The following is a 25,271-nucleotide window of genomic DNA, read 5'->3' on the forward strand; positions in this document are numbered from 1 at the left end:
GTCCCGTGGACACCCCAGCACCCCCGCCGCCGTACGACCTGCTCGGCGTCGGCATCGGCCCGTTCAACCTCTCGCTCGCCGCGCTCGCCGACCCCGTCCCCGGCCTGCGCACCCTCTTCTGCGACCAGCGGTCCGAGTTCCGCTGGCACCCCGGCATGCTCGTCGACGGCGCCCGGATGCAGGTGCCCTTCCTCGCCGACCTGGTCTCGCTCGTCGACCCGACCAACCCGTGGTCCTTCCTCAACTACCTGCGCGACCAGGACCGCCTCTTCCCCTTCTACTTCGCCGAACGCTTCCAACTGCCGCGCCGCGAGTACGACCACTACTGCCGGTGGGCCGCCGAACGCCTCGCCAACTGCCGCTTCGGCACCGAGGTCACCGCCCTGCACTGGGAGGGCGACTGCTACCGCGCCGAACTCACTGACACCGCGACCGGGCGGCGCAGCACCGTCCGGGCCCGCAACCTCGCCCTCGGCGTCGGCACCCGGCCCGTCCTGCCCGAGGCCTTCGCCGACCTCGCCGGCCACCCCCGGGCCTTCCACTCCGCCGACTACCTGGACCGCCGCGCCGACCTCGCCGACGCCCGCGACATCACCGTCATCGGCAGCGGACAGTCCGGCGCCGAGGTCCTCCTCGACCTGCTCCGCCGCCACGACGGCGACGCCGTCCGGCTGCGCTGGCTCACCAGGACCAGGGCGCTCGCACCCATGGAGTACTCCAAGCTCGGCCTGGAACACTTCACCCCCGACTACACCCGCTACTTCCACGGCCTGCCCGAAGCCGTCCGGGACACCCTGGTCACCGCCCAGTGGCAGCTGCACAAGGCCGCCAGCGCCGAGACCCTCGCCGAGATCCACGACCACCTCTACGAGCGCACCATCGGCCACCCCATCGACACCGCCCCGCTCGAGATCACCCCCGGCACCGCCGTCACCGACGCCCGGCCCGGCCCCTGCGGAGGCCTCGAACTGCGCTGCCGGCACACCGACTCCGGCGCCGAACACGTGCTGCGCACCGACGCCGTGGTGCTCGCCACCGGCTACCGGGCCGCCCGACCGGCCGCCCTCGAACCGCTCGCCCACCTGATCGACTGGGACGGGGCCGGGCGCTACCGGGTCGACCTCGACCACCGGGTCGCCACCCGGCCCGAACTCACCGGCGGCCTCTACGTCCAGAACGCCGAACTGCACACCCACGGCGTCGGCACCCCCGACCTCGGCCTCGGCGCCCACCGCGCCGCCGTCATCCTCAACGCCGTCACCGGCCGCACCGTCCACCGGCTGCCCACCCGCACCGCCTGGACCGGCTTCGCACCGCCCGCCCCCGGACCCGCCGCCGGCACCCCCGCCCCCGGGACCACCACCGTCCCCCGCCCCCAGGAGCTGACCCGTGCCGCAACCGCCGGCCGCTGAACCGCCGCTCTACCTGCCCCCGCACCTGACCGCCGGGCACTGGCGGCGGGCCGGCCGCGCCCTGCTGGCCAAGATGATCGGCGAGTTCTCCTACGAGGAACTGCTCACCCCCACCCCCGGCACCGCGGCCGACGAGTACCTGCTGGCGCTGCCCGCGGCCGAGTACCGCTTCACCGCCCGCCGGGGCGCCTACGGCAGCTGGCGGGTCGACCCGGACTCCGTCCGCTGCACCGACCCCGAGGGCCTCGACCCGCTGCGCTTCCTCCCGCACGCCCGGCACGCCCTCGGCCTGCGCGGCGAAACCACCGGCCACCTGATCCGCGAACTCACCGCCACCCTCACCGCCGACGCGCGCCAGCTCGCCACCGCGCTCACCGCCGCCGAACTCGCCGACCTCGACCACCCCGGCCTGGAGGGCCGCCAGGACGGCCACCCCTGGATCGTCCCCAACAAGGGCCGGATCGGCTTCTCCGCCGGCGACACCGCCCGCTGGGCCCCCGAGGCCCGCACCCCGCGCCCGCTGCCCTGGATCGCCGTCCACCGCAGGCTCGCCCAGTACCGCGGCGTACCGGGCCTGGAACGGCCCGAGCAGCTGTACGCCCGCGAACTCGACGACCCGGACGCACTGCGCGCCGCCCTCGGACCGGCCGCCGACGACTACCTGCTGCTGCCGGTCCACCCCTGGCAGTGGGACGAGACCGTCCTCCCGCTGTTCGCGCCCTGGATCGCCTCCGGCGAGATCGTCCCGCTGCCCTCCGACGGCGACCCACGACTGCCCCAGCAGTCCATCCGCTCCTTCTTCAACACCGCCCACCCCGAACGCTGCACCGTCAAACTGCCCCTGGCCATCCTCAACACCCTGGTCTGGCGCGGCCTGCCCACCGAACGCACCCTCGCCGCGCCCGCCGTCACCGCCTGGATCCACGGCCTGCGCGACGCCGACCCCTACCTGCGCGACGAGTGCCGGGTGATCCTCCTCGGCGAGATCGCCTCGGTCACCGTCGACCACCCCCTCTACCGCGAACTGCCCGAGGCGCCCTACCAGTACAAGGAGCTCCTCGGCGCGATCTGGCGCGAACCCCTCGGCCCCGCCCTGACCGCGGACGAACGGGCCCGCACCCTCGCCGCCCTGCTGCAGACCGGCTCCGACGGCCGGGCGCTCGCCGCCGAACTGATCGCCCGCTCCGGCCTCACCCCCGCCGCCTGGACCGCCCGGCTGTTCGGCGCCCTGCTGCCGCCGCTGCTGCACTTCCTCTACCGCTACGGGCTGGTCTTCTCCCCGCACGGGGAGAACGCCATCGTCGTCTTCGACGGCCGCGAGAGGCCGACCAGGCTCGCGGTGAAGGACTTCGTCGACGACGTCAACCTCAGCGACCAGGACCTGCCCGAACTGCGCGACCTGCCCCCCGAGGTCGACGACGTGCTGCTCCGGGAGGGCCCCCAGGGGCTCTGCCAGTTCCTCCACTCCGGACTCTTCATCGGCGTCCTGCGCTACCTCGCCCCGCTGCTGGAGGCGCAGACCGGACTCCCCGAGACCGAGTTCTGGGCCCTGCTGCGCGCCGAGGTCCACCGCTACCAGGAGCGCTTCCCCGGGCTGCACGAGCGCTTCGAGCTGTTCGACCTCTTCCGGCCCCGGATCGACCGGCTCTGCCTCAACCGCAACCGGCTGCTCCTCGACGGCTACCAGGACCGCCCGCACCGCCCGCACGCCGCCCGGTACGGCACCGTCCCGAACGCCCTGGTGACCCTGGAGGCGGATCTACCCGGGCAACGGAGCCGGATTGTCACCCCCGCCCCGTAGGGTGGGAGGGTCATGACGAACGACTCCGAATCCCAGCTCCCCGACCTCCCCGACGAGGACGACGCCGACGCCTCCGAGGCCCCCGGGGCCGAGGAGGCCGTCGCCGTCCCGCGCGCCCGCATCCCCGAACTGCTGCACGCCGCGGTCGCGGCCGTCGGCGGTGTGGAGCGCCCCGGGCAGGCCCGGATGGCCGAGGCCGTCGCCGACGCGGTCGACAACGCCGAGCACCTGCTCGTCCAGGCCGGCACCGGCACCGGAAAGTCCCTCGCCTACCTCGTCCCCGCGCTCGCCCACGGCGACCGCGTGGTGGTCGCCACCGCCACCCTGGCGCTCCAGCGCCAGCTGGTGGAACGCGACCTGCCGCGCACCGTCGAGGCGCTGCACCCGGTGCTGCGCCGCCGGCCGCTGTTCGCGATGCTCAAGGGCCGCTCCAACTACCTGTGCCTGCACCGGGCCAACGAGGGCACCCCGAGCGACGAGGGCGAGGGCCTGTTCGACGCGGCCGAGGTGCTCGGCGGGCCCGCCAGCAAGCTCGGCCAGGACGTCCTGCGGCTGCGCGAGTGGGCCGACGAGACCGAGACCGGGGACCGCGACGACCTCAGCCCCGGCGTCTCCGACAAGGCCTGGGCCCAGCTGGCGGTGACCTCCAAGGAGTGCCTCGGTGCCACCCGCTGCGCCTACGGGCAGGAGTGCTTCGCCGAGAAGGCCCGCGAGCGGGCCAAGCTGGCGGACGTGGTGGTCACCAACCACGCGATGCTCGCCATCGACGCGATCGAGGGCGCGCCGGTGCTGCCCGAACACGGGCTGCTGATCGTCGACGAGGCGCACGAGCTGGTCAACCGGGTCACCGGCGCGGCCACCGCCGAGCTGACGGTCGGCGCCGTCAACCGGGCGGTCAAGCGGGCCGCCCGGCTCGCCAACGAGAAGGCCGTGGACGCCCTGCAGGCTGCGGCCGAGAACTTCCACGGCCTGATGGAGACCGCCCAGCCCGGCCGGGTCGAGGAACTGCCCGAGTACCTGGCCTACGCCGTCACCGCCATCCGGGACGCCTCCCGCCAGGTGATCACCTCGCTCGGTGAGACCCGCGACAAGGCGCTCAGCGACGAGGACGCCGTCCGCAAGCAGGCGATGGCCTCCGCGGAGTCCCTGCACGAGACGGCCGAGCGGCTGCTGGAGGACTCCGAGTACGACGTGGTCTGGATCGAGCGCAGCGACCGCTTCGGGATGGGCACCGCCTCGCTGCGGGTCGCGCCGCTCAGCGTCTCCGGGCTGCTCCGCGAGGGCCTGTACAAGGAGCGCTCGGTGGTGCTCACCTCGGCCACCCTCAAGCTCGGCGGGGACTTCAACGGCGTCGCCGCCTCCGTCGGCCTGCCCTCCGAGGCCCGGCTGCCGGACGAGCGCACCGAGGGGGACAACCCCGAGCCGGGCTTCGGCGAGGACGCCGCCCCGCACTGGCGGGGCATCGACGTCGGATCGCCGTTCAAGTACCCCAAGCAGGGCATCCTGTACGTCGCACGGCACCTCGCCGAACCGGGCCGCGACCCCGAACGGCCCGACATGCTGGACGAGTTGGCCGAGCTGATCGGCGCGGCCGGCGGCCGCACGCTCGGCCTGTTCTCCTCGATGCGCGGCGCCCAGACGGCGGCCGAGGCGATGCGGGAGCGGCTGGACAACCGGATCCTGCTCCAGGGCGAGGACACCCTCGGCGAGCTGATCCGCGAGTTCGCCTCGGACGCGACCACCTGCCTGTTCGGCACCCTGTCGCTCTGGCAGGGCGTGGACGTGCCCGGCTCCGCCTGCCAGCTGGTCGTGATGGACCGCATCCCGTTCCCCCGGCCGGACGACCCGCTGATGAGCGCCCGCCAGAAGGACGTCGAACAGCGCGGCGGGAACGGCTTCATGGCCGTCGCGGCGACGCACGCGGCGCTGCTGATGGCGCAGGGCGCGGGCCGGCTGGTGCGCGCGGCGGACGACCGCGGCGTGGTGGCCGTGCTGGACCCACGGGTGGAGACGAAGCGGTACGGGAGCTTCTTCCGGTCCTCGATGCCGGAGTTCTGGTACACCACGGACCGCAACCAGGTGCGCCGCTCGCTGGCGGCCATCGACGCCTCGGCGGTGCCGGTCCGGCCGGTGGTGAAGAGGGGCTGAGCCGCCGGGCTGGGTTCGGGCGGTCCGGCCGGTCGGTGCGGTCGGCCGGTCGGTGCGGTCGGCCGGGCGGGTTCTGACGGCCGGCCCGGGCCGCGGAGCCCGTCCCCAGCCCCGGCCCCGACGCCGACCCCGGCCCCGGACGCGCCGGAGGGGCTCCCCGCAGTCGTGCGGTGGAGCCCCTTCCCGGTGCGGGCCGCGGCGGGCGCTCAGAGACGGCGCAGGACCGCGACGACCTTGCCCAGGATGGTCGCGTTGTCGCCGTTGATCGGCTCGTACGCCGGGTTGTGCGGCATCAGCCAGATCCGGCCGTCCTCGCGCTTGAGCCGCTTGACGGTCGCCTCGCCGTCGATCATCGCGGCCACGATGTCGCCGTTCTCGGCGACCGGCTGGCGGCGCACGGTGACCCAGTCGCCGTCGCAGATGGCCGCCTCGATCATCGAGTCGCCGCGCACCGTCAGCGCGAACAGCTCGCCCTCGCCGACCAGTTGGCGGGGCAGCGGGAAGACGTCCTCGACCGTCTGCTCGGCCAGGATCGGCCCGCCGGCGGCGATCCGGCCGACCAGCGGCACGTAGGAGGTGGACGGCCGGCCGGCCGTCTCGGCGGTGTTCGGACGGGCCACCTCGACGCCGCGGACCTCGTAGGCGCGCGGGCGGTGCGGGTCGCGGCGCAGGAAGCCCTTGCGCTCCAGGGCCATCAGCTGGTGGGCGACCGAGGAGGTGCTGGACAGGCCGACGGCCTGGCCGATCTCGCGCATGGACGGCGGGTACCCCCGGCGCTGGACGGAGTCCCGGATGACCTCGATCACGCGGCGCTGGCGCTCGGTGAGGCCGGCCTCGTCCGTCCGGATTCCGGGGGGGCGGCCGGGCATCGCGCGGGTGGGCGACGGATGGGCGTCGTCCAGTGCGGGCGAGTGTTCGATCGGCTGGTCGGGGACGCGGCTCGCGCCGGAGACTGCCGGGCCGGAGAGGCGGTGGTCTTCGCTACGGTCCATGCTGATGTCCACACCCTGCTGATTCGTGGTGCGCTGCCCCACCTTGAACTGGGAGTGTTCCTGCACCGGGATGGTGTTGCTTTCAATGGTGTTCACGGCGGCCCCTCTCGACGGCTGTCCTCTCCCTTTTCCAGCCCAACGCACCTCCTATCGAAAGGTTGCGCCAAACACACGTTCGAGTGAATTATTCGGGAGTTGGCTGACTCGATCAAGGCTTTGTTGTACATCGATTAAATGTTCGACCGGACGTCGACTTCGGCAGTCTAATCGGCGCCGACACGCCAGGGGTGCCGCATCCCCCCGGAGACCTACATGTAGTGGCTACAGTCCTCTCTGGGCCCAGTACTAGTGGTTACGGTGCATGATCAGCTTGCCGAGGCCGGGGTCGCATCGCATAGACTCAACAGGTCCGCACGTTCTGCCACGGAGGGATCCTCAGGTGCACTGCCCCTTCTGCCGGCACTCCGACAGCCGCGTTGTCGACAGCCGGACCACCGAAGACGGCAGCTCCATCCGCAGGCGCCGGCAGTGTCCGGACTGCGGCCGCCGCTTCACCACCGTGGAGACGGCCGCGCTGATGGTCATCAAGCGCAGCGGGGTCACCGAGCCCTTCTCCCGGGAAAAGGTCATCAGCGGCGTCCGCAAGGCCTGCCAGGGCCGCCCGGTCACCGAGGACGCCCTCGCCCAGCTCGGCCAGCGGGTCGAGGAGTGCGTGCGCGCCACCGGCAACGCCGAGCTGACCACCCACGACGTCGGGCTGGCCATACTCGGCCCGCTCAAGGACCTCGACGTGGTCGCCTACCTGCGCTTCGCCAGCGTGTACCAGGCCTACGACGGACTGGAAGACTTCGAGGCCGCCATCGCGGAGCTCCGCGCCGAGCGGCCCGTCCCCGAGGCGGACGGCACCTGCGTGCCCGTCGTCGCCGCCGCGCCCTAGGAGGCGCCGCACCCCGGCCCCCAGCGGGCCTACCGCACCACACCGGCCCCCCGGGGCCCACGCACGCCCTGAAAAAGGGCGCAGAACACAACAAACCGTGCGCAAGCAGGCGAGGACTCCCCGCTGCCCGCACACCGGAAGAACGAACCAGCGGTGCCCGGACTTTTCAGGGCACTTCGGGCGTTTGCCCAGGAGGAGGAAGAAGTGACAGACACCACGAGCGGTTCCGCACGCGGGTCGAAGTCCGACAAGGCCGCGGCCAAGGGTGCCGGCAAGGCCCCCAAGGGCGGTCTTCGGATCGGGCGCATCTACACCACTCCTGGCGTGCACCCGTACGACGAGGTCCGCTGGGAGCGCCGCGACGTCGTCATGACCAACTGGCGCGACGGGTCGATCAACTTCGAGCAGCGCGGCGTCGAGTTCCCCGACTTCTGGTCGGTGAACGCCGTCAACATCGTCACGTCCAAGTACTTCCGCGGCGCCGTCGGCACCCCGCAGCGCGAGTGGAGCCTCAAGCAGATCATCGACCGCGTGGTGCTCACCTACCGCGCCGCCGGCGAGAAGCACGGCTACTTCGCGAACCCGGACGACGCCGAGATCTTCGAGCACGAGCTGACCCACGCCCTCCTCCACCAGGTGTTCAGCTTCAACTCGCCGGTCTGGTTCAACGTCGGCACCAAGCAGCCCCAGCAGGTCAGCGCCTGCTTCATCCTGGCCGTCGACGACTCCATGGAGTCGATCCTCGACTGGTACAAGGAAGAGGGCATGATCTTCAAGGGCGGCTCCGGCGCCGGCCTCAACCTCTCCCGGATCCGCTCCTCCAAGGAGCTGCTCTCCTCCGGCGGCAACGCCTCGGGCCCGGTCTCCTTCATGCGCGGCGCCGACGCCTCCGCCGGCACCATCAAGTCCGGCGGCGCCACCCGCCGCGCGGCCAAGATGGTCGTGCTCGACGTCGACCACCCGGACGTCGAGGCCTTCATCGAGACCAAGGTGAAGGAGGAGGAGAAGATCCGCGCCCTGCGCGACGCGGGCTTCGACATGGACCTCGGCGGGGACGACATCACCTCCGTCCAGTACCAGAACGCCAACAACTCCGTCCGCGTCTCCGACGAATTCATGACGGCCGTCGAGAACGGCACCGAATTCGGCCTGCGCGCCCGGATGACCGGCGAGGTCATCGAGACCGTCGACGCCAAGAAGCTGTTCCGCAAGATGGCCGAGGCCGCCTGGGCCTGCGCCGACCCCGGCATCCAGTACGACTCCACCATCAACCACTGGCACACCTGCCCGGAGTCCGGCCGCATCAACGCGTCCAACCCCTGCTCCGAGTACATGCACCTGGACAACTCCAGCTGCAACCTCGCCTCGCTGAACCTGATGAAGTTCCTGCGCGACGACGACTCGTTCGACGCCGAGCGCTTCGCCAAGGTCGTCGAGCTGGTCATCACCGCGATGGACATCTCCATCTGCTTCGCCGACTTCCCCACCGAGAAGATCGGCGAGACCACCCGCGCCTACCGCCAGCTCGGCATCGGATACGCCAACCTCGGCGCCCTGCTGATGGCCACCGGCCACGCCTACGACAGCGAGGGCGGCCGCGCCCTGGCCGGCGCCATCACCTCCCTGATGACCGGCACCGCCTACCGCCGCGGCGCCGAACTCGCCGGCGTCGTCGGCCCGTACGACGGCTACGCCCGCAACGCGGCCCCGCACCAGCGGGTCATGAAGCAGCACGCGGACGCCTCGCTCGCCGCCGTCTCGCTGGACGAGCTGGACGCCCCGGTCTGGGCCGCGGCCAACGACACCTGGCAGGACGTCCTGCGCATCGGCGCGCAGAACGGTTTCCGCAACGCCCAGGCCTCGGTGCTCGCCCCCACCGGCACCATCGGCCTGATGATGGACTGCGACACCACCGGCGTCGAGCCCGACCTCGCCCTGGTCAAGTTCAAGAAGCTCGTCGGCGGCGGCTCGATGCAGATCGTCAACGGCACCGTCCCGCGCGCCCTCAAGCGCCTCGGCTACCAGGACGAGCAGATCGAGGCGGTCGTCGCGCACATCGCCGAGCACGGCAACGTCGTCGACGCCCCCGGCCTCCGGGCCGAGCACTACGAGGTGTTCGACTGCGCGATGGGCGAGCGCTCGATCTCGCCGATGGGCCACGTGCGGATGATGTCCGCGATCCAGCCGTGGATCTCCGGAGCCATCTCCAAGACCGTCAACATGCCGGCCGCCGCGACCGTCGAGGACGTCGAGGAGATCTACTTCGAGGCGTGGAAGATGGGCGTCAAGGCGCTCGCCATCTACCGGGAAAACTCGAAGGTCGGCCAGCCGCTCTCGGCGAAGAAGAGGGACTCCGGGGCCACGTCCGAGGAGGCGTCCGCGACCCCGGTCGCCGCGGTCGAGAAGGTTGTCGAGTACCGCCCCGTCCGCAAGCGCCTGCCCAAGGGCCGCCCGGGCATCACCACCTCCTTCACGGTCGGCGGCGCCGAGGGCTACATGACCGCCAACTCCTACCCGGACGACGGCCTCGGCGAGGTCTTCCTCAAGATGTCCAAGCAGGGTTCGACCCTCGCGGGCATGATGGACGCCTTCTCCATCGCCGTCTCGGTCGGCCTGCAGTACGGCGTGCCGCTGGAGACGTACGTCTCGAAGTTCACCAACATGCGCTTCGAGCCGGCCGGCCTGACCGACGACCCGGACGTCCGGATGGCGCAGTCGATCGTCGACTACATCTTCCGCCGCCTGGCGCTGGACTTCCTGCCCTTCGAGACCCGTTCGGCGCTCGGCATCCACTCCGTCGAGGAGCGCCAGCGCCACCTGGAGACCGGGTCCTACGAGCCGCTGGACGCGGAGGAGCTCGACACCGAGTCGCTCGCCCAGTCCGCCCCGGTGGTCGCCAAGCCGGCTCCGGCCGTCGAGGCGCCCAAGCCGGCCGCGAAGCAGGCCCACAACTCCACGGAGCTGATGGAGATCCAGCTCGGCCTCAACGCCGACGCGCCGCTCTGCTTCTCCTGCGGCACCAAGATGCGCCGCGCCGGCAGCTGCTACCTCTGCGAGGGCTGCGGCTCCACCAGCGGCTGCAGCTGACACCGGTCGCCACCCCGCGGGGGTGAGCACCCGCTGAGGCGGGGCGAGGACTTCACGTCCTCGCCCCGCCTCTTTTCGTCGTTCCCGGGGGGTGGGGGAGGTGTTTCGGGGCGGTGGTGTCAACCGGGGTTGACATGGGCGGCGGTGTCAACCAGAGTTGACGTATGAGCGAGAGCGGAGAACTCGCGGCGGCGGCGAGCAGTCGTGACCCCGCGGTGGGGCTCCGGGCGGTCCGTGCGCTGCGTGATCTGGCGGACCGGCTGGAGGGGTTGCAGGTGGGCAATGCCCGGTCGCTGGGCTGGTCCTGGCAGGACATCGCGGTGTGCCTGGGAGTGACCAGGCAGGCGGTGCACAAGAAGTACGCCCGGCGCGGGCCCGGCAAGGGCGAGGACGGAGGCTGAGAGATGTTCGAGCGGTTCACCGAATCGGCGCGGCAGGTGGTGCTGCTGGCCCAGGGCGAGGCGAGGGAGCTGCGGCACGCCGTCGTCGGGACGGAGCACCTGTTGCTCGCGATCCTGGCGCAGCCGGACGACCCCGCGGCGGGCGTCCTGATCGGGATGGGCCTGGACCGCGAGACGGCGCGGCGGGCGGTGGTGCGGCTGGTCGGGCCGGGCGGCGACGCCGAGGCGCTGGCCTCGATCGGAGTGGATCTGGACGCCGTCCGGGCGGCGGTGGAGTCGGAGTTCGGGGAGGGGGCGCTGGACGTGCCGGCCGGGGACGGGCCGCGGCGCCGCGGCTGGTTCAGGGCGGCGGAGTCGAAGCCGGCCCGCGCCCGGTTCAGCGCCCGGGCGAGGAAGGTGCTGGAGCTCTCGCTGCGCGAGTCGTTGCGGCTGAAGTCCGGTCAGATCGCGGTGGGGCACCTGCTGCTCGGGGTGCTCCGGGAGGGGGAGGGCTTCGGGGCCAGGGTGATCGTCGACCACGGGCTGGATCCGCGGGCGGTGCGCCGGGCGGTCGAGGCGGAGCTGGGGTGAAGCGCGGGCTTCGACGGTGCGTCGGTTGCGTCGCCAATCGGTGTGTACGACGTGAATGAAGGAGATTGGCCGTCAACTGGCCGGTTGAGGCCAATGTCTGAATCGATATGATCGGACCAAAGCGTGAACCGATCAGCCGCCCGGAGACGTTTCGCGACGTCTCCGGGCGGTCTCGTATGCGCCCGACCAGCAGTCGGCGGCCGTATCCGTTGCCGACCCGCCGCCCGCGCCGCCGCCGACGTTGCCGAGGATCGCACCGATGAGAGAAGCCACCAGCCCCGACGGCCGGCCGAGCCGACGGCCCGCGCCGCGCACCGCCGCCCTGACCGCGGCGGCCGTCCTGCTGGCGGTCGCCGCCGCACCGGTCGGGGTCACCCGGGCGCTGGGCGCGCACCAGCCGCTCACCGCCCTCGCGGTGGCCGCGGTCACGGTGCTCTGGCTGATCGCGGTCGGACTGGCCTCGGCCGGTGCCGAACGCTCCCGCCGACTGGCCGAGGAGCTCGCCGCGCAGCACGAGGAGACGATGGCGGCGCTGGTCGCCGCCGGTGCCGCCCGACAGGCCGAGGTGGCGGCCCTGGACCGGGCCGGAGCGGCCGGTGCCGAACGGGACGCAGCCCGGGCCGAGCGGGTCAGGGCCGAGGACGAGGTCACCGCCGTCCACGGGGAACTGACCCGGCTGCGGGAGGAGATCGCGGCCGAGCGGGCCGGCTTCGAGGCTGAGCGGGACAAGGTCGAGGCGGAGCGCGTCGAGCTGGAGCGGTTGACCGGGGGCGTGCTGCCGGACGTGGTGGAGCGGCTGCGCGGCGGCGCGTCCGTGGACAGCGCGCTGGCCGCCCACCGGGGCCACCCCCAGCACGCGCTGCTGCGCGCCGTCGCCGAGGAGGTCGGCCGGGGCGAGCGGCTGCGCGCCGCCGCGCTCGCGGTCTGCGCGACGGCTGCCGGCCGGGTCCAGGCGCTGGCCACGAGCATGCATGCCGAGCTGCGCGAGATGCAGCACCGGCACGACGAGGAGGTCCTCGGGGACCTGCTGCGGCTGGACCACTCGACCGCCCAGGCGGGTCGGATGGCCGACAGCATCGCGGTGCTCACCGGCGCCCGCTCGGGCCGGCGCTGGGCCAAGCCGATCGCGGTGGAGTCGGTGCTGCGCGGTGCGCTCGGCCGGATCGGCGCGTACCAGCGGGTGCGGCTGCACAACGCCAGCTCGGCCGCGGTGGCCGGGTTCGCGGCCGAGGGCGTGATGCACGCGCTGGCCGAGCTGCTGGACAACGCCACCAACTTCTCCGCCCCGCCGGCGGAGGTGCACGTGTACGTCGAGGAGGTGCCGGCCGGTCTGGCGGTGACCGTCGAGGACAGCGGGTTGGGGCTGAGCGACAGCTGGCTGCGCCGGGCCGAACGGGCCGTCTCCGCCGAGCCCCTGGATCTGGCCACGCTGTCCGCCGGGACCCGGCTGGGGCTCGCGGTGGTCGGCTCGCTGGCGCGCAAGCACGGCCTGCAGATCTCCTTCCGGCCGTCGGCGCGCGGCGGTACGGGGGTGGTGATGCTGATCCCGCAGCAGCTGGTCTCGCACCCGGCTCCGGCGTCCGAGCCGGCGCCCGTGGCGGTCCGCCCGCCCGCCGGGGAGCAGGTGCGCCCCGCGCTGACCCCGGCGCGCCCGGCGCCCGCACCGCTGCCGCCGGTGCCGGCCGGGCCGTCGGCCCCGGTGGGCGTGCCCGTACCGGCCGTCCCCGTGCCTGCCGTCGCGGTGCCTGCCGTCGCGGTGCCGGTCGGGGCCGTGCCCGCCGTGCCCGCCCAGGGCGCCCCGGCGCCGGCCGCCCCGGCCCGCCTGACCGAGAGCGGTCTGCCGCAGCGCCGCCGCGGCCAGACCCTCACCACGACCACCCCCGCCGCCGCGACGACCCCCACCCGGGCCTCCGCCCGGAGCGCCGTGGCCCCGGCGCCCGCGGTGAAGCCCGTGCCGGCCGACGCGGCGACCGCCGCGGCCAGGTTCGGCGCCTTCCGCAAGGCCGCCCGGCAGGCCGCCGACCAGCTCTCCGCGGCCCCGGCACCCACGGCCCCCGACACCGACACCGACACCGACACCGACACCACGCCCGACGCTTCCCCCGTCACCGAGAAGGACTCCTGATGAGCAGCGCCACTGACCGTGACCTCGACTGGCTGTTGGAAAACCTGCTGGCGGCGACCCCCGGCACCCGGCACGCCCTGGTGCTCTCCGCCGACGGTCTCAAGCTCTGCCACACCGACGGGCTGAGCACCGACCAGGCCGACCAGCTGGCCGCGATCTCCTCCGGTCTGCAGAGCCTGGCGCACGGCGCCTCGATCGAGTTCGGTGACGGCAGCGGCGGCGTCCGGCAGTCGATGACCGAGTTCCACGGCGGCATCCTGTGCATCGTGGCGGCGGGCGAGGGCGCGCACCTCGCGGTGGTCACGGACGACGACGCGGACGTCGGCGTGGTCGGCCACAACATGCACGGCCTGATCGAGCAGATCGGCGTCCACCTGAGTGCCCCGGCCCGTGACGGGGCGGAGCCGGAGGAAGTGGGCGCCGTGCCGCAAGAGAGCGCCGGGGCATGAACGCCGGGCCGGTCCTGCCGGGTCGTGACGACGATCCGGACCGCCTCTACACGATCACCCGGGGGCGCAGCCGTGCTCCGGAGAACGCCTTCGACCTGGTCACCCTGATCGTCGCCGAGCGGGTGCCGGCGCCGGGGATGCAGTCGGAGCACGCCCGGATCCTGCGGATGTGCGAGGCCCCGACGGCCCTGGTGGAGGTGGCCGCGGAGCTGGCGCTGCCGATCTCGGTGGTGAAGATCCTGCTCGGCGACCTGCTGGAGTCCGGGGCGGTCACCGCCCGCCACCCCCGGTTCGCGCCGACCAAGGCCCGGCTGCCCGATCTCGACACGTTGAAGCAGGTGCTGCATGGCCTCCAACGGCTCTGACCCGGTGCTCCCCGGCACCGACCCGGCCCCCACGGCCCCCACGGCCCCCACGGCCCCCACGGCCCCCGACCCGGCCCCCGGCACCGACCCGGCCCCCGCGGGCACGGACCCGGCCCCCGGCGCCGGTCGCACCCCGTTGCGGGCGACGGCCGACAACGCGCTGAAGATCGTCGTGGTCGGCGGGTTCGGGGTGGGCAAGACGACCCTGGTGGGTTCGGTCAGTGAGATCCGTCCGCTGAACACCGAGGAGGTCATGACCAGGGCGGGTGAGGGCGTCGACCCGGCCGGGGCCTGGGGCAAGCGCTCCACCACGGTGGCGTTCGACTTCGGCCGGATCACCCTGTCGGCGAGCCAGGTGCTGTACCTGTTCGGTGCCCCCGGGCAGGAACGTTTCTGGTTCCTCTGGGACCGTCTCTTCAGCGGCGCGCTGGGCGCGGTCGTCCTGGTGGACACCCGCCGGCTGGAGGAGTCCTGGTACGCGATCGACCGGCTGGAGCACCACGGCACGCCGTTCATCGTGGCCCGCAACAACTTCGGCGAGCAGACCCACTCCCTGGAGCAGGTCCGGGAGGCGCTCGACCTGCCCGCCGAGGTGCCGTTGGTGGACTGCGACGCCCGGGACCGCGAGTCCGGCAAGCAGGTGCTGATCGCGCTGGTCCGCCATCTGACCGCCCTGGCGGAGGCCGCCGGCGAGCCCCCGGTGCCGGTCGGCGCCCCGGCCGGCCTCGAAGCCGGCGAGGCCCCCGCCGCGGAAGCCGCCGAAGCCGCCGAAGCCGTCGAGGCCCCCGAAGCCCCCGTCACCCCGGAGTACGAGGAGAGCACCCCGTGACCGAGCCCGCCGCCACCCCGCCCCCGGGCTGCCCGGCGCACGCCGGGGCCGCCCCGCTGTACGGGCCGCGCTTCCAGACCGACCCGGCCCAGCTGTACCGCGAGCTGCGCACCGCGCACGGCCCGGTCGCCCCGGTCGAGCTGGCCGGCGGCGTGCCCGCCTGGCTGGTCATCGGCTACCGCGAGCTGCAGCTGGTGACCGGCCAGCCGCAGCTGTTCGGCCGCGACTCCAGCCGCTGGAACGCCTGGGAGACCCTGCCCGAGGACTGGCCGCTGAAGCCGATGATGGCGCCCGTGCCGTCGATCCTGTACGCCGAGGGCGAGGAGCACGTGCGCCGCTCCCGGGCGGTGACCGACGCGCTGGCCGAGGTCGACCCGTACGAGCTGCGCAAGCACTCCGAGGAGATCGCGGACCGGCTGATCGACGGGTTCGCCGGTCGCGGCGAGGCCGACCTGGTCGCCGAGTACGCGCACCGGATGCCGCTGCTGGTGCTGTGCCGGGTGCTCGGTCTGGACGAGGAGCAGGCGCCGCAGCTGATCGCGGCGCTGCTGGCCATGCTGGACGGCGGCCCGGACGCCCCGGCGGGTGCGCAGCGGCTGCTGGAGCTGATGCTGGACCTGGTGCGGGAGAAGTCCGAGCACCCGGGCGGGGACGTGGCCTCGCGGATGCTGGCGCACCCGGCCGGGCTGACGCACGAGGAGGTGATGCGCGACCTGCGGGTGCTGCTGATCGCCGGTCACCAGCCCTCGTCGTACTGGATCTCCAACGCGCTGCGGCTGATGCTCACCGACGAGCGGTTCGCCGCCTCACTGGCGGGCGGCCGGCGCAGCATCAGCCAGGCGCTGAACGAGGCGCTCTGGGAGGACACCCCGACGCAGATCTTCGCGGGCCGCTGGGCGGTCCGGGACACCCAGTTGGGAGGTCAGCGGATCGCCGCGGGGGACATGGTCCTGCTGGGCTTCGCCGGGGCGAACGCGGACCCGTCGGTGCGTCAGGCGGACGGCCGCCCGGCCGAGGGCAACCGCGCGCACATGAGCTACTCGTACGGTGAGCACGGCTGCCCGTTCCCGGCGCAGGAGGCGGCCGAGGTGATCGCCACCACGGCGATCGAGGTGCTGCTGGACCGGCTGCCGGACCTCCGGCTGGCGGTGGCCGAGCACGCTCTGGTGTGGCGGCCGTCGGCCTGGGTGCGCGGGCTGGTGGCGCTGCCGGTCTCGTTCACCCCCGGCCATCCGGCCTGATCGCATCCCCACGTCCCGCCCCAGTCAAGGAGATCCCCGTCGATGACCGCTGCCCCGGCCCCGATAGCCCTCGATCCGCTGGCCCGTGACTCCGCCACCGAGGGCGCCCTGTTGCGGTCCGCCGGCCCGGTGGCGCCGGTGGTGCTGCCCGGCGGGGTCTCCGCCTGGGCGGTGACCCGGCACGCCGAGGCCCGCGACCTGCTGACCGACGCCCGGCTGGTGAAGGACGCCGCGCACTGGGCGGCCTTCCAGCGCGGGGAGGTCCCGAAGACCTGGCCGCTGATCGGCCTGGCGGTGCCGGGTCCGAGCATGGTGACCACGGACGGCGCCGCGCACCGGCGGCTGCGGGCGCTGGTGGCGCAGGCCTTCACCCCGCGCCGGGTGGAGCTGATGCGCCCGCGGGTCGAGCGGATCACCGGCGCGCTGCTGGACGCCCTGGCGGCGGGGGAGCCGCTGGTGGACCTCAAGTCGGCGTTCGCCTTCCCGTTGCCGATGACGGTGATCTGCTCGCTGCTGGGCGTTCCGGAGTCGGACCACGCCGTGCTGCGCGACCTGTACGAGCGGTTCTTCGGCATCAAGCCGGACCCGGGGGGCATCCAGGCGACCATCGCGGGGCTGAACGCCTTCGTGAACGACCTGGTGGCGCAGCGCCGTTCGGTGCCCGGGGACGATCTGGCGAGCGTGCTGCTGGCGGCGGACACCGAGGGCGGGGCGCTGACCGACGCGGAGGCGGCGGCCACCCTGCGGGTGATCATCGCGGCCGGCCACGAGACCACGGTGAACCTGATCGGCAACGCGGTGCGGGCCCTGCTGACGCACCCGGACCAGTTGGAGCTGGTGCGTTCGGGCCGGGTGTCCTGGGACGCGGTGGTGGAGGAGTCGCTCCGCTGGACGCCGCCGACCAGCAACTTCCTGTTCCGCTTCGCGGCGGAGGACATCGCGGTCGGCGACGTGGTGATCCCGGCCGGCGAGCCGGTGCTGGTGTCGTACAACGCGATCGGCCGGGACCCGTCGCAGCACGGGGTCACGGCGGAGCTGTTCGACGTCACCCGGGACCCGATCCGCCACCTGTCCTTCGGCCACGGCCCGCACGTCTGCCCGGGTTCGCCGCTGGCCCGGTTGGAGGCCGGGGTGGCGCTGCCGGCGCTGTTCGAGCGGTTCCCCGGGCTGTCGCTGGCGGTCCCGGACGAGCAGCTGCGGCCGAGTCCGTCGCTGGTGGTGAACAGCCTGCTGGAGCTGCCGGTCCGGCTGTACTGACGGCGCGCCGCGAGCGGCCCCGTCCGGGTCCCCGGGCGGGGCCGCGGGTGTTCCCGGGGGTGCTGGTGCGCCGGGGGTGCCGCCGGGCGTGTCGTGGTCACGACCGGGTGAAGGTCGGGCGTGGACCTTGGCGGGGGCCGGTGGCTGCGTTAACGTCGTCGAATCGATTGCTCGGACGCTCGTCCGAGATCTCGGCGGAACCATCTCCGGTACAGCGCAATGTCGTTCAGCCCACAGCCCGGCAGCACGCCCTGGCGAGGAGGACCGCATTGACCCTCAACCCGACCGCGCCGTCCACGAGTTCACGCCGCCGCCTGGTCGCCGTGCCCGCCCTGCTGGCGGCCCTGGCCCTGACCGCGGCCTGCTCCAACAGCTCCGGCGGTTCGGGTGGCGGCGGTGACGGAGCCGCCCCGTCGCTGACCGGCGACTGTGCCAAGTACCAGCCGTACGCGGGGCATTCGGGCACCACGGTGACGATGTTCGCCTCGATCCTGAGCCCGGAGTCGGACAACCTGGAGAAGTCCTGGGCCGAGTTCAGCAGATGCACCGGCATCAAGATCAGCTACGAGGGCTCGAACGACTTCGAGTCCCAGCTGCCGGTCCGGGTGGCCGGCGGCAACACCCCGGACTTCGCGATCGTCCCGCAGCCCGGCCTGCTGGCGCAGATGGTGAAGAGCGGCAAGGTGGTGAAGCCGCCCGCGCAGACGGTCAGCAACGAGGACCGCTGGAGCCCGGTGTGGAAGACCTACGGCTCGGTCAACGGCACGTTCTACGCGGCGCCGATGAGCGCCAACATGAAGTCGCTGGTCTGGTACTCGCCGAAGGCCTTCCGGGCGGCCGGGTACGAGGTGCCGAAGACCTGGGCGGACCTGATGGCGCTCAGCGACCGGATCGCCAAGGCCGGCGCCACCAAGCCGTGGTGCGGCGGCATCGCCTCCGGCACTGCGACCGGCTGGCCGGCCACCGACTGGCTGGAGGAGGTGGTGCTGGGCACGTACGGCGGTGACGTCTACGACCAGTGGGTGGGCCACAAGGTGAAGTTCTCCGACGAGAAGATCACCACGGCGATGCGGACCGTGGCCGACTGGATGCAGAACCCGGCCTGGGTCAACGGCGGCTACGGCGACGTCAAGTCGATCGCCACCACGACCTTCCAGGACGCGGGCGCGCCGATCCTCAGCGGCAAGTGCGCGATGCTCCAGCAGGCCTCGTTCTACAAGGCGCAGTGGCCCAAGGACACCAAGGTCGGCCCGGACGGCGACGTCTTCGCCTTCCAGCTGCCGGCGGTGAACCCGGCCGTCCCCAACCCGGTCGAGGGCGGTGGCGAGTTCCTGGCCGCGTTCGCGAACCGGCCCGAGGTGCAGGCGGTGCAGAACTACCTGTCCAGCTCGGAGTGGGCGAGCAGCCGGGTGCGGACCGCGACCGGCTGGGTCTCGGCCAACCAGGGCGTGGACAAGAGCCTCTACACCGATCCGGTCGACCGGCTGTCGGCGGACGCGCTCACCGACCCGGCGGCGACCTTCCGCTTCGACGGCTCCGACCTGATGCCGGCCGCCGTCGGCGCGGGGCAGGAGTGGAAGTCGCTGACGGCCTGGTTCGCGGAGGGGCAGTCGATCCAGAAGACCGCGGCCGACATCGACGCCGCCTGGCCGCAGTAGCCGCCGGGGTGCGGAGGCCGGTGGTGGCCGCCGCACCAGCGTCCCGCACCGGCGTCCACACCGGCGTCCACACCGGCGTCCCGCCACAGCACCGCCGGCGCACCGGCGGGCGGCGGCCGCACCGGCGCCGGCCCGACCGGGCGCCACCAGGACCACCTGTCGAGGGCGGTGCGGGGCCACCCACCCGCACCGCCCGCCCCCTTCCCCGAGCACCAGGAGGGACGCACAGCCATGTCCGTACCCGCAACCCCGTCACCGTCCGCCGCGCTCGCCTCCGGCGCGTGGGGCGACGCGGCGGTCAAGTTCGGCAACAGCCTCGGCGCCGTGGCGGGCTTCCTCGGCATCCTGCTGCTGGTGTTCCTCGCGGCCGGCCGGGCCCGGGGCCGGCTCTCCCGCCCGCTGGCGGTGGCGGTCTTCCTCGGCCCGGCCGTGGTGCTGCTGTCGGTGGGCCTGGTGGTGCCGCTGGTCCGGACCGTCTACCTGAGCCTGCAGAACGACGACGGCACCCGGTTCGTCGGCGGGGAGAACTTCGGGTGGGCGCTCAGCACCGACTCGGTGCAGAAGGTGCTGGTCACCACGCTGCTGTGGCTGGTGGTCGCCCCGCTGGTGGCGACCGGGCTGGGGCTGGTGCTGGCGCTGCTGGTGGACCGGATGCGCGGCCAGGCGGTGTACAAGTCGCTGATCTTCATGCCGATGGCGATCTCGCTGGTCGGCGCCTCGATCATCTTCAAGTTCGTCTACGAGTCGCGCGGCGCGGGGCAGCCGCAGATCGGCCTGCTCAGCCAGCTGGCGATCGCCGCGGGCTGGGACGATCCGCCGAACTGGATGCTCTCGCAGCCGCTGAACACCTTCCTGCTGATGGCGGTGATGGTCTGGGTGCAGACGGGCTTCGCGATGGTGGTGCTGTCGGCGGCGATCAAGGCGATCCCGCACGAGGTGACCGAGGCGGCCCGGCTGGACGGTGCGGGCGGGGTGCGGCTGTTCTGGTACGTCACCGTGCCGATGATCCGCACCACGCTGGTGGTGGTGCTGACCACCATCATGATCATCACCCTGAAGGCCTTCGACATCGTCCGCACCATGACCGGCGGCAACTTCGGCACCCAGGTGCTGGCCAACGAGATGTACTCGCAGTCCTTCGTGCAGTTCAACACCGGCCGGGGCGGCGCCCTGGCGGTGATCCTCTTCCTCGCAGTGCTGCCCCTGGTGGCCTACAACATCGTCCAGCTGCGGAAGGAGCGTCGGGTCCGATGAGCGGACGCATCACCGACAAGCGCGTGCGCGCCCCGCACGGCAGCCCGGTCCGGAAGGCCTTCAGCAGCCCGTTGGCCTCGGTCTTCGTGATCGCGGTGACCGTCCTGTGGACGATCCCGACCCTGGGCCTGCTGGTGACCTCGCTGCGCCCCAAGCAGGACGTCACCGCGAACGGCTGGTGGAACGCCCTGCTCCACCCGGACCTCGGGCTCGACAACTACCACACGGTGCTGTTCGAGGGCGGCTTCGGCGTCTCGACCGGACTGATGCCCTTCCTGGTCAACTCGCTGGCGATCAGTGTCCCGGCCACGCTCTTCCCGCTGGTGCTGGCCGCGATGGCGGCCTACGGGCTGGCCTGGGTGAGGTTCCGGGGGAGCGACACGGTGTTCTTCGCCGTGTTCGCGCTCCAGGTGGTTCCGATCCAGATGGCGCTGATCCCGCTGCTGCGGCTGTTCTCCGGGGGCGCGCACCTCGGCTCGCTGACGCTGGTCCCGGCGGTGGACCTGAAGGGCAGCTACGCGCCGGTCTGGCTGGCGCACACCATGTTCGCGCTGCCGCTCGCGGTGTTCCTGCTGCACAACTTCATCGCCCAGCTGCCGCGCGACCTGATGGAGGCGGCGGTGGTGGACGGCGCCTCGCACTTCAAGATCTTCCGGTCGATCGTGCTGCCGCTCTGCACCCCGGCGCTGGCCTCGTTCGCGATCTTCCAGTTCCTCTGGGTCTGGAACGACCTGCTGGTCGCGCTCACCTTCGCCGGCGGCACGCCGGAGGTGGCGCCGATGACGGTCCGGCTGGCGCAGCTGTCCGGGTCCTTCGGCGGGCGCTGGGAGCTGCTGACGGCCGGGGCGTTCCTGTCGATCATCGTGCCGCTGATCGTCTTCTTCAGCCTGCAGCGCTACTTCGTCCGGGGGCTGCTGGCCGGATCGGTCAAGGGGTAGCCGGGGGCGGACGGGTGGTCAGGGGGTTCTGAACGCGTTCAGAAGTGATTTTTGAACTTGTTCAGAATGGTCTACAGTCGGCTGCATCCGCGGTGCCGGGAGCGCCGCCGGCGGGCTGCCCCCGGGGCGGCTTCCGCATGCCCACCGACCACTGAGGGGGACTCATGTCCGGTCCGTCCACGCCCGCGTCCGAGCCCGACCGGCCGTCCGCGTCCACGCCCGCGTCCGAGCCCGACCAGCCGTTCGGTCCGGCGTCCGGCCCGGTCGGCGCCTCCGTGCCCGGCCCGCACTGGGGGGCTGGCGCACCCGTCCCGTCCTCCTCCCTCTGGCTGCGCCCGAGCGACCCCGGGCGCAAGGCGGCCGCCACGCCCCGCGTCCTCCTCCTCGCGCTGCTCACCGGGCTGCTGACGTCCTGGCTGCTGAACGACGGCCTCGGCGCCAACCTGCTGGTCTGCGCTGCCGGCACCGCCGCCGCGGCGGGTCTGGCCGCCCGTGCGGCGGGCCGCCGCATCCGGCCCTGGACGGTCGTGTGGAGCCTGCTCGCCGCCGCCCTGCTCGTCGTCCCGGCGCTCTGGGAGGCGGGCTGGCCCGTGACGCTGGCCGTCGTGTGCGCGCTCGGACTGGCCTCGCTCGCGCTGCACGGCGGCCGCCGCTGGCCGGGCGTCCTGCTCCCGCTGCCCGCGATCCTCTGGCAGCTGCCGCCGGGGGTGCTCTGGCTCGTCGACGGCCTGCGCGGCCGGAGCCTGCCCGGCCGCGGCCGGATCGTGCCGGTGTTCAAGGCGCTCGCGGTCGCCGCCGTCCTGCTCACCGTCTTCGGCGTGCTGTTCGCGGGCGCCGACGCCGCCATGGCGGACCTGCTCTCCGGGCTCAGCCCCAGCCTCGACCTCGACCGGGTGCCGCTGCGCTTCGTGCTGTTCGTGCTCGGGGCGCTCACCGCGCTCGGGTTCGCCCACATCGCGGCTGGCCCGCGACGCTGGGACCGCACGGTCGTCCGGCCCGGCCGGGCCCGGGGCCGGCTGGAGTGGGCCCTGCCGCTGGTCGCGCTCAACCTGATGTTCGGCGTCTTCGCGGTGATCCAGGCCGTGGTCGTGCTCGGCGGTGCGGACGCCGTCCTGCGCAACACCGGGATGAGTCGCTCCGAGTACGCCCGGCAGGGCTTCTGGCAGCTCAGCGCGATCACCGTGCTGACCCTGGCCGTGGTGGCGGTCGCCAAGCGCTGGGCGCCGCGCGCCACCCCGGCCGACCGGCGGGTGGCGCGGATCCTGCTCGGCGCGCTCTGCCTGCTCGCCCTGGTCGTGGTCGCCTCGGCGCTCGGCCGGATGTGGTTCTACGTCGACGCCTCCGGGCTGACCAGGCTGCGGCTCTGGGTCCTGGTGGTGGAGGGCTGGCTCGGCGTCGTCTTCCTGCTGCTGATCACCGCGGGCCTGACCCGCGGGGCCGGCTGGCTGCCGCGCGCCGTGCTCCTCAGCGGCATGCTGTCGGTCGCGGCCTACGGGCTGGCCGGCCCGGACGCGATCATCGCGGAGCAGAACGTCTCCCGGTACGAGCGGGCGCTCGCCGCCGACCCGCAGACCGCGCGGATCGACCTGCGCAACGTCCGCGACCTCTCGGCCGACGCGGTGCCCGCGCTGGACCGGCTGCCCGGCGCCCAGCGGACCTGCGCGCTGCAGGTGATCGCGGCGGACCTCGCGGACCACCCGAAGCCCTGGTACGCCGCCGGCGCCTCGGCCGCCCGGGCCCGGGAGATCCTGGCGCAGCGGCCCGCGGTGGAGCGGCCGACGGGCGGGCGTAGTGCCTGCGAGCAGGCCGGGATGCCGTTCGAGGACATCTGGTACTGACGCCGGGGCCCGCACCGCCGGTGAGGGTGGGGGAAACGGCCGGGCCGGCCGGGAGCGTGGTGCTCCCGGCCGGCCCGGTGGCGGTGTGCCGCGGCGGGTGGTGGCCCGCGGTGCGGTGCGGCGGGGCTCAGTGCATCGCGACGCCGGCGGTCTGGCTGGGCAGGTCGCTGGCCTTGGCCTTGATCACGAAGACCGCGACGATCAGCGCCAGCCCGGCGAGCACGGCGCCCACGATGAACCCGTGCGAGATGCCCTGGGCGAGGACGGAGTTGGCGGCCTCGGTGCCCTTCGGGAACTCGTGGTGCTGCTGGAAGTAGGCCAGCTGGTCCGGAGTGGCCGACGACATGAAGCCGGGCGCCTGGGCCTTGCCCTCGGCGGTGGCGTAGTGCGCGAAGACCGTGGTCAGGATCGACAGGCCGAGCGAACCACCGATCTGCTGCATCGAGTTGAGCAGACCGGACGCGGCGCCGGTCTCCTCCCCGGCCACACCCGCGACCGAGAGCAGCATCACCGGGACGAAGATCAGGCCCATGCCGAAGCCGAAGATCACCGTGGGGCCGAGCACCCCGTCGACGTAGCCGCTGTCCTTGCTCATCTGGGTGAGCCAGGTGAGGCCGACGGTGACCAGCAGCGCGCCGCCCGCCATGAACGGCTTCGGGCCGTACTTGGCCTGGAGGGAGGAGGCGAGCTGCGCCGCGATGATGATCGCCACGCTGATCGGGAGGAAGGAGACGCCGGCCTTCAGCGGGCTGTAGCCGAGCGGGCCCTGCACGAAGAGCGTGATGTAGAAGAAGATGCCGAACATGGCCGCGGCCAGGCAGAGCATCATCACCAGGCCGCCGGTGCGGTTGCGGTCGGCGAACAGGTGCAGCGGGGTGATCGGCTGGTCGGTGCGCCGCTCGATCACCAGGAACGCGGCCAGCAGCAGGGCGCCGGCGGCGAACGAGCCGAGCGTGACGCTGTCCGACCAGCCGTCCGAGGCGGCCCGGATGAACCCGTAGACCAGACCGACCAGGCCCAGCGTCGAGGTCAGCGCGCCCGGCAGGTCGAAGCGGCCCGCGGTGCGCTCGGACTCGGCGATGTAGCGGGGTGCGGCGAGCGCGATCAGGGCCGCGATCGGCACGTTGACGAAGAAGACCCAGCGCCAGTCCAGGTACTCGGTGAGCAGACCGCCGGCCAGCAGGCCGATCGCGGCGCCCGAGCCGGCCACCGCCGAGAACACGCCGAACGCCTTGTTGCGTTCCGGCCCCTCCTCGAAGTTGGTGGCGATCAGTGCGAAGGCCGTCGGTGAACAGATCGCGCCGCCGATGCCCTGGAGCGCGCGGGCCGCGAGCAGCATGCCGCCGTCCTGGGCGAAGCCGCCGAGCAGGGAGGCGAAGCCGAACAGCAGGGTGCCGAAGATGAACACCCGGCGGCGGCCGAGGATGTCGCCGGCGCGCCCGCCGAGCAGCAGCAGCCCGCCGAAGGTCAGCGTGTAGGCGTTGATGACCCACGACAGGTTGGTGGTGGAGAAGTTCAGCGCGTCCCGGATCTGCGGCAGCGCGATGTTCACGATGGTGGCGTCGAGCACCACCATCAGCTGGGTGGCCGCGATGACGGTCAGGGTGATGCCCTTGCCCCGGCCCTTCCCGCTCTGCGGTGGTGAGGTCTTGCTGAGTGTGTCGGAGATAGCCACGTGTTTGCCCCCTGCTGGCTATGTGCCTGGCTGTGTGCTGGGTGCTGCGTCCGCTGCGGACCGAGTGGTCCGGCGTGTCCCGCGTGTCCCGCGTTCTGGGTGCGGGCTGGCGCGGGCTAGGAAGGAACGGGATCGTTCACTAATCTGGACGATATCCTGGTTCCAATTGTGAACGCAAGCGTTCTCTAAGGGTGGTGGCGATGGAGCGGCTTGTGCGGCGCCTGACGGCGGACCGGGCGACCGGGAGGGCGGGCTCCCGCGCGCCGGAGGCGGGGGAGTCGCCCCCGCGGCCCG

General features: G+C 72.9%; 19 protein-coding genes. 17 read left to right on the forward strand and 2 right to left on the reverse strand.

The window, feature by feature from the left end:
- Window positions 1-5 precede the first annotated feature (5 nt).
- The 3 genes from ACFYUY_RS31405 to ACFYUY_RS31415 are packed head-to-tail and all read left to right on the forward strand — an operon-like array spanning window position 6 to window position 5,361.
- Window positions 6-1,412, forward strand: a complete 1,407-nt coding sequence (locus ACFYUY_RS31405; RefSeq protein ID WP_360212325.1) for a SidA/IucD/PvdA family monooxygenase — start codon at window positions 6-8, stop codon at window positions 1,410-1,412.
- On the forward strand, window positions 1,390-3,213 hold the full coding sequence (locus tag ACFYUY_RS31410; protein WP_387905713.1) for an IucA/IucC family protein: 1,824 nt from the start codon (window positions 1,390-1,392) through the stop codon (window positions 3,211-3,213). Before ACFYUY_RS31405 ends, ACFYUY_RS31410 begins: the two co-directional genes overlap by 23 nt.
- A gap of 12 nt (window positions 3,214-3,225) precedes the next feature.
- Window positions 3,226-5,361, forward strand: a complete 2,136-nt coding sequence (locus ACFYUY_RS31415; protein WP_387905715.1) for an ATP-dependent DNA helicase — start codon at window positions 3,226-3,228, stop codon at window positions 5,359-5,361.
- Between the two features lie 206 nt (window positions 5,362-5,567).
- Here ACFYUY_RS31415 and lexA read toward each other — a convergent pair whose 3' ends face one another.
- Complete coding sequence (lexA, locus tag ACFYUY_RS31420) at window positions 5,568-6,230, reverse strand: transcriptional repressor LexA (RefSeq protein ID WP_224281048.1); 663 nt, start codon at window positions 6,228-6,230, stop codon at window positions 5,568-5,570.
- A gap of 562 nt (window positions 6,231-6,792) precedes the next feature.
- On the opposite strand from lexA, the gene nrdR reads away from it, so the two are divergent.
- The 14 genes from nrdR to ACFYUY_RS31490 all read left to right on the forward strand — a co-directional run bounded on the left by nrdR (window position 6,793) and on the right by ACFYUY_RS31490 (window position 23,302).
- Window positions 6,793-7,290: a transcriptional regulator NrdR gene (gene nrdR / locus ACFYUY_RS31425; RefSeq protein WP_387905717.1), complete on the forward strand. Its 498-nt coding sequence runs from the start codon at window positions 6,793-6,795 to the stop codon at window positions 7,288-7,290.
- Between the two features lie 204 nt (window positions 7,291-7,494).
- Window positions 7,495-10,377 (forward strand): vitamin B12-dependent ribonucleotide reductase, encoded by a 2,883-nt coding sequence (locus ACFYUY_RS31430; protein ID WP_387905719.1) that lies wholly within the window; start codon window positions 7,495-7,497, stop codon window positions 10,375-10,377.
- A gap of 164 nt (window positions 10,378-10,541) precedes the next feature.
- Window positions 10,542-10,778 (forward strand): RNA polymerase subunit sigma-70, encoded by a 237-nt coding sequence (locus ACFYUY_RS31435; protein WP_360212316.1) that lies wholly within the window; start codon window positions 10,542-10,544, stop codon window positions 10,776-10,778.
- Window positions 10,779-10,781: 3 nt separating this feature from the next.
- The gene (locus ACFYUY_RS31440) at window positions 10,782-11,348 is read left to right on the forward strand and encodes a Clp protease N-terminal domain-containing protein (RefSeq protein ID WP_387905722.1); all 567 of its coding nucleotides are present in this window, start codon (window positions 10,782-10,784) and stop codon (window positions 11,346-11,348) included.
- Window positions 11,349-11,607: 259 nt separating this feature from the next.
- Window positions 11,608-13,473: an ATP-binding protein gene (locus ACFYUY_RS31445; protein ID WP_387905724.1), complete on the forward strand. Its 1,866-nt coding sequence runs from the start codon at window positions 11,608-11,610 to the stop codon at window positions 13,471-13,473.
- On the forward strand, window positions 13,473-13,922 hold the full coding sequence (locus tag ACFYUY_RS31450; RefSeq protein ID WP_360212312.1) for a roadblock/LC7 domain-containing protein: 450 nt from the start codon (window positions 13,473-13,475) through the stop codon (window positions 13,920-13,922). The genes ACFYUY_RS31445 and ACFYUY_RS31450 overlap by 1 nt, the downstream gene beginning before the upstream one ends.
- A complete protein-coding gene (locus tag ACFYUY_RS31455) occupies window positions 13,919-14,287 on the forward strand; it encodes a DUF742 domain-containing protein (RefSeq protein ID WP_360212310.1) in 369 nt (122 codons plus the stop codon). The genes ACFYUY_RS31450 and ACFYUY_RS31455 overlap by 4 nt, the downstream gene beginning before the upstream one ends.
- Window positions 14,268-15,116 carry an ATP/GTP-binding protein gene (locus tag ACFYUY_RS31460; protein ID WP_387905727.1) on the forward strand — a complete coding sequence of 283 codons (849 nt, stop codon included), beginning with the start codon at window positions 14,268-14,270 and terminating at the stop codon, window positions 15,114-15,116. The genes ACFYUY_RS31455 and ACFYUY_RS31460 overlap by 20 nt, the downstream gene beginning before the upstream one ends.
- Window positions 15,113-16,357: a cytochrome P450 gene (locus ACFYUY_RS31465; RefSeq protein ID WP_360212308.1), complete on the forward strand. Its 1,245-nt coding sequence runs from the start codon at window positions 15,113-15,115 to the stop codon at window positions 16,355-16,357. Before ACFYUY_RS31460 ends, ACFYUY_RS31465 begins: the two co-directional genes overlap by 4 nt.
- Window positions 16,358-16,399: 42 nt before the next feature.
- Entirely contained in the window at window positions 16,400-17,614 is a 1,215-nt protein-coding gene (locus ACFYUY_RS31470; protein ID WP_387905730.1) for a cytochrome P450, read from the forward strand.
- 269 nt (window positions 17,615-17,883) lie between these two features.
- The gene (locus ACFYUY_RS31475; protein WP_360212304.1) at window positions 17,884-19,272 is read left to right on the forward strand and encodes an ABC transporter substrate-binding protein; all 1,389 of its coding nucleotides are present in this window, start codon (window positions 17,884-17,886) and stop codon (window positions 19,270-19,272) included.
- A gap of 231 nt (window positions 19,273-19,503) precedes the next feature.
- Complete coding sequence (locus ACFYUY_RS31480) at window positions 19,504-20,526, forward strand: sugar ABC transporter permease (protein ID WP_360212302.1); 1,023 nt, start codon at window positions 19,504-19,506, stop codon at window positions 20,524-20,526.
- Window positions 20,523-21,464, forward strand: coding sequence for a carbohydrate ABC transporter permease (locus tag ACFYUY_RS31485; RefSeq protein ID WP_360212300.1), 942 nt, complete (start codon window positions 20,523-20,525; stop codon window positions 21,462-21,464). Before ACFYUY_RS31480 ends, ACFYUY_RS31485 begins: the two co-directional genes overlap by 4 nt.
- A 164-nt stretch (window positions 21,465-21,628) precedes the next feature.
- On the forward strand, window positions 21,629-23,302 hold the full coding sequence (locus tag ACFYUY_RS31490) for a DUF4153 domain-containing protein (RefSeq protein WP_387905732.1): 1,674 nt from the start codon (window positions 21,629-21,631) through the stop codon (window positions 23,300-23,302).
- A gap of 127 nt (window positions 23,303-23,429) precedes the next feature.
- On the opposite strand, the gene ACFYUY_RS31495 is transcribed toward ACFYUY_RS31490, so the two are convergent.
- Entirely contained in the window at window positions 23,430-24,977 is a 1,548-nt protein-coding gene (locus ACFYUY_RS31495) for an MFS transporter (protein WP_387905735.1), read from the reverse strand.
- Window positions 24,978-25,271 lie beyond the last annotated feature (294 nt).

The organism is Kitasatospora sp. NPDC004745 (genome assembly GCF_042873275.1).
In the GTDB taxonomy this organism is placed as follows: domain Bacteria; phylum Actinomycetota; class Actinomycetes; order Streptomycetales; family Streptomycetaceae; genus Kitasatospora.

What these genes read in the sequence shown, in the direction of transcription:
- ACFYUY_RS31440 (WP_387905722.1), top strand. Translation starts at nt 10,782, where the DNA reads ATGTTCGAGCGGTTCACCGAATCGGCGCGGCAGGTGGTGCTGCTGGCC.
- lexA (WP_224281048.1), bottom strand. Translation starts at nt 6,230, where the DNA reads ATGCCCGGCCGCCCCCCCGGAATCCGGACGGACGAGGCCGGCCTCACC.
- ACFYUY_RS31435 (WP_360212316.1), top strand. Translation starts at nt 10,542, where the DNA reads ATGAGCGAGAGCGGAGAACTCGCGGCGGCGGCGAGCAGTCGTGACCCC.
- ACFYUY_RS31490 (WP_387905732.1), top strand. Translation starts at nt 21,629, where the DNA reads ATGTCCGGTCCGTCCACGCCCGCGTCCGAGCCCGACCGGCCGTCCGCG.
- ACFYUY_RS31415 (WP_387905715.1), top strand. Translation starts at nt 3,226, where the DNA reads ATGACGAACGACTCCGAATCCCAGCTCCCCGACCTCCCCGACGAGGAC.
- ACFYUY_RS31485 (WP_360212300.1), top strand. Translation starts at nt 20,523, where the DNA reads ATGAGCGGACGCATCACCGACAAGCGCGTGCGCGCCCCGCACGGCAGC.
- ACFYUY_RS31460 (WP_387905727.1), top strand. Translation starts at nt 14,268, where the DNA reads ATGGCCTCCAACGGCTCTGACCCGGTGCTCCCCGGCACCGACCCGGCC.
- ACFYUY_RS31470 (WP_387905730.1), top strand. Translation starts at nt 16,400, where the DNA reads ATGACCGCTGCCCCGGCCCCGATAGCCCTCGATCCGCTGGCCCGTGAC.
- ACFYUY_RS31455 (WP_360212310.1), top strand. Translation starts at nt 13,919, where the DNA reads ATGAACGCCGGGCCGGTCCTGCCGGGTCGTGACGACGATCCGGACCGC.
- ACFYUY_RS31445 (WP_387905724.1), top strand. Translation starts at nt 11,608, where the DNA reads ATGAGAGAAGCCACCAGCCCCGACGGCCGGCCGAGCCGACGGCCCGCG.
- ACFYUY_RS31450 (WP_360212312.1), top strand. Translation starts at nt 13,473, where the DNA reads ATGAGCAGCGCCACTGACCGTGACCTCGACTGGCTGTTGGAAAACCTG.
- ACFYUY_RS31480 (WP_360212302.1), top strand. Translation starts at nt 19,504, where the DNA reads ATGTCCGTACCCGCAACCCCGTCACCGTCCGCCGCGCTCGCCTCCGGC.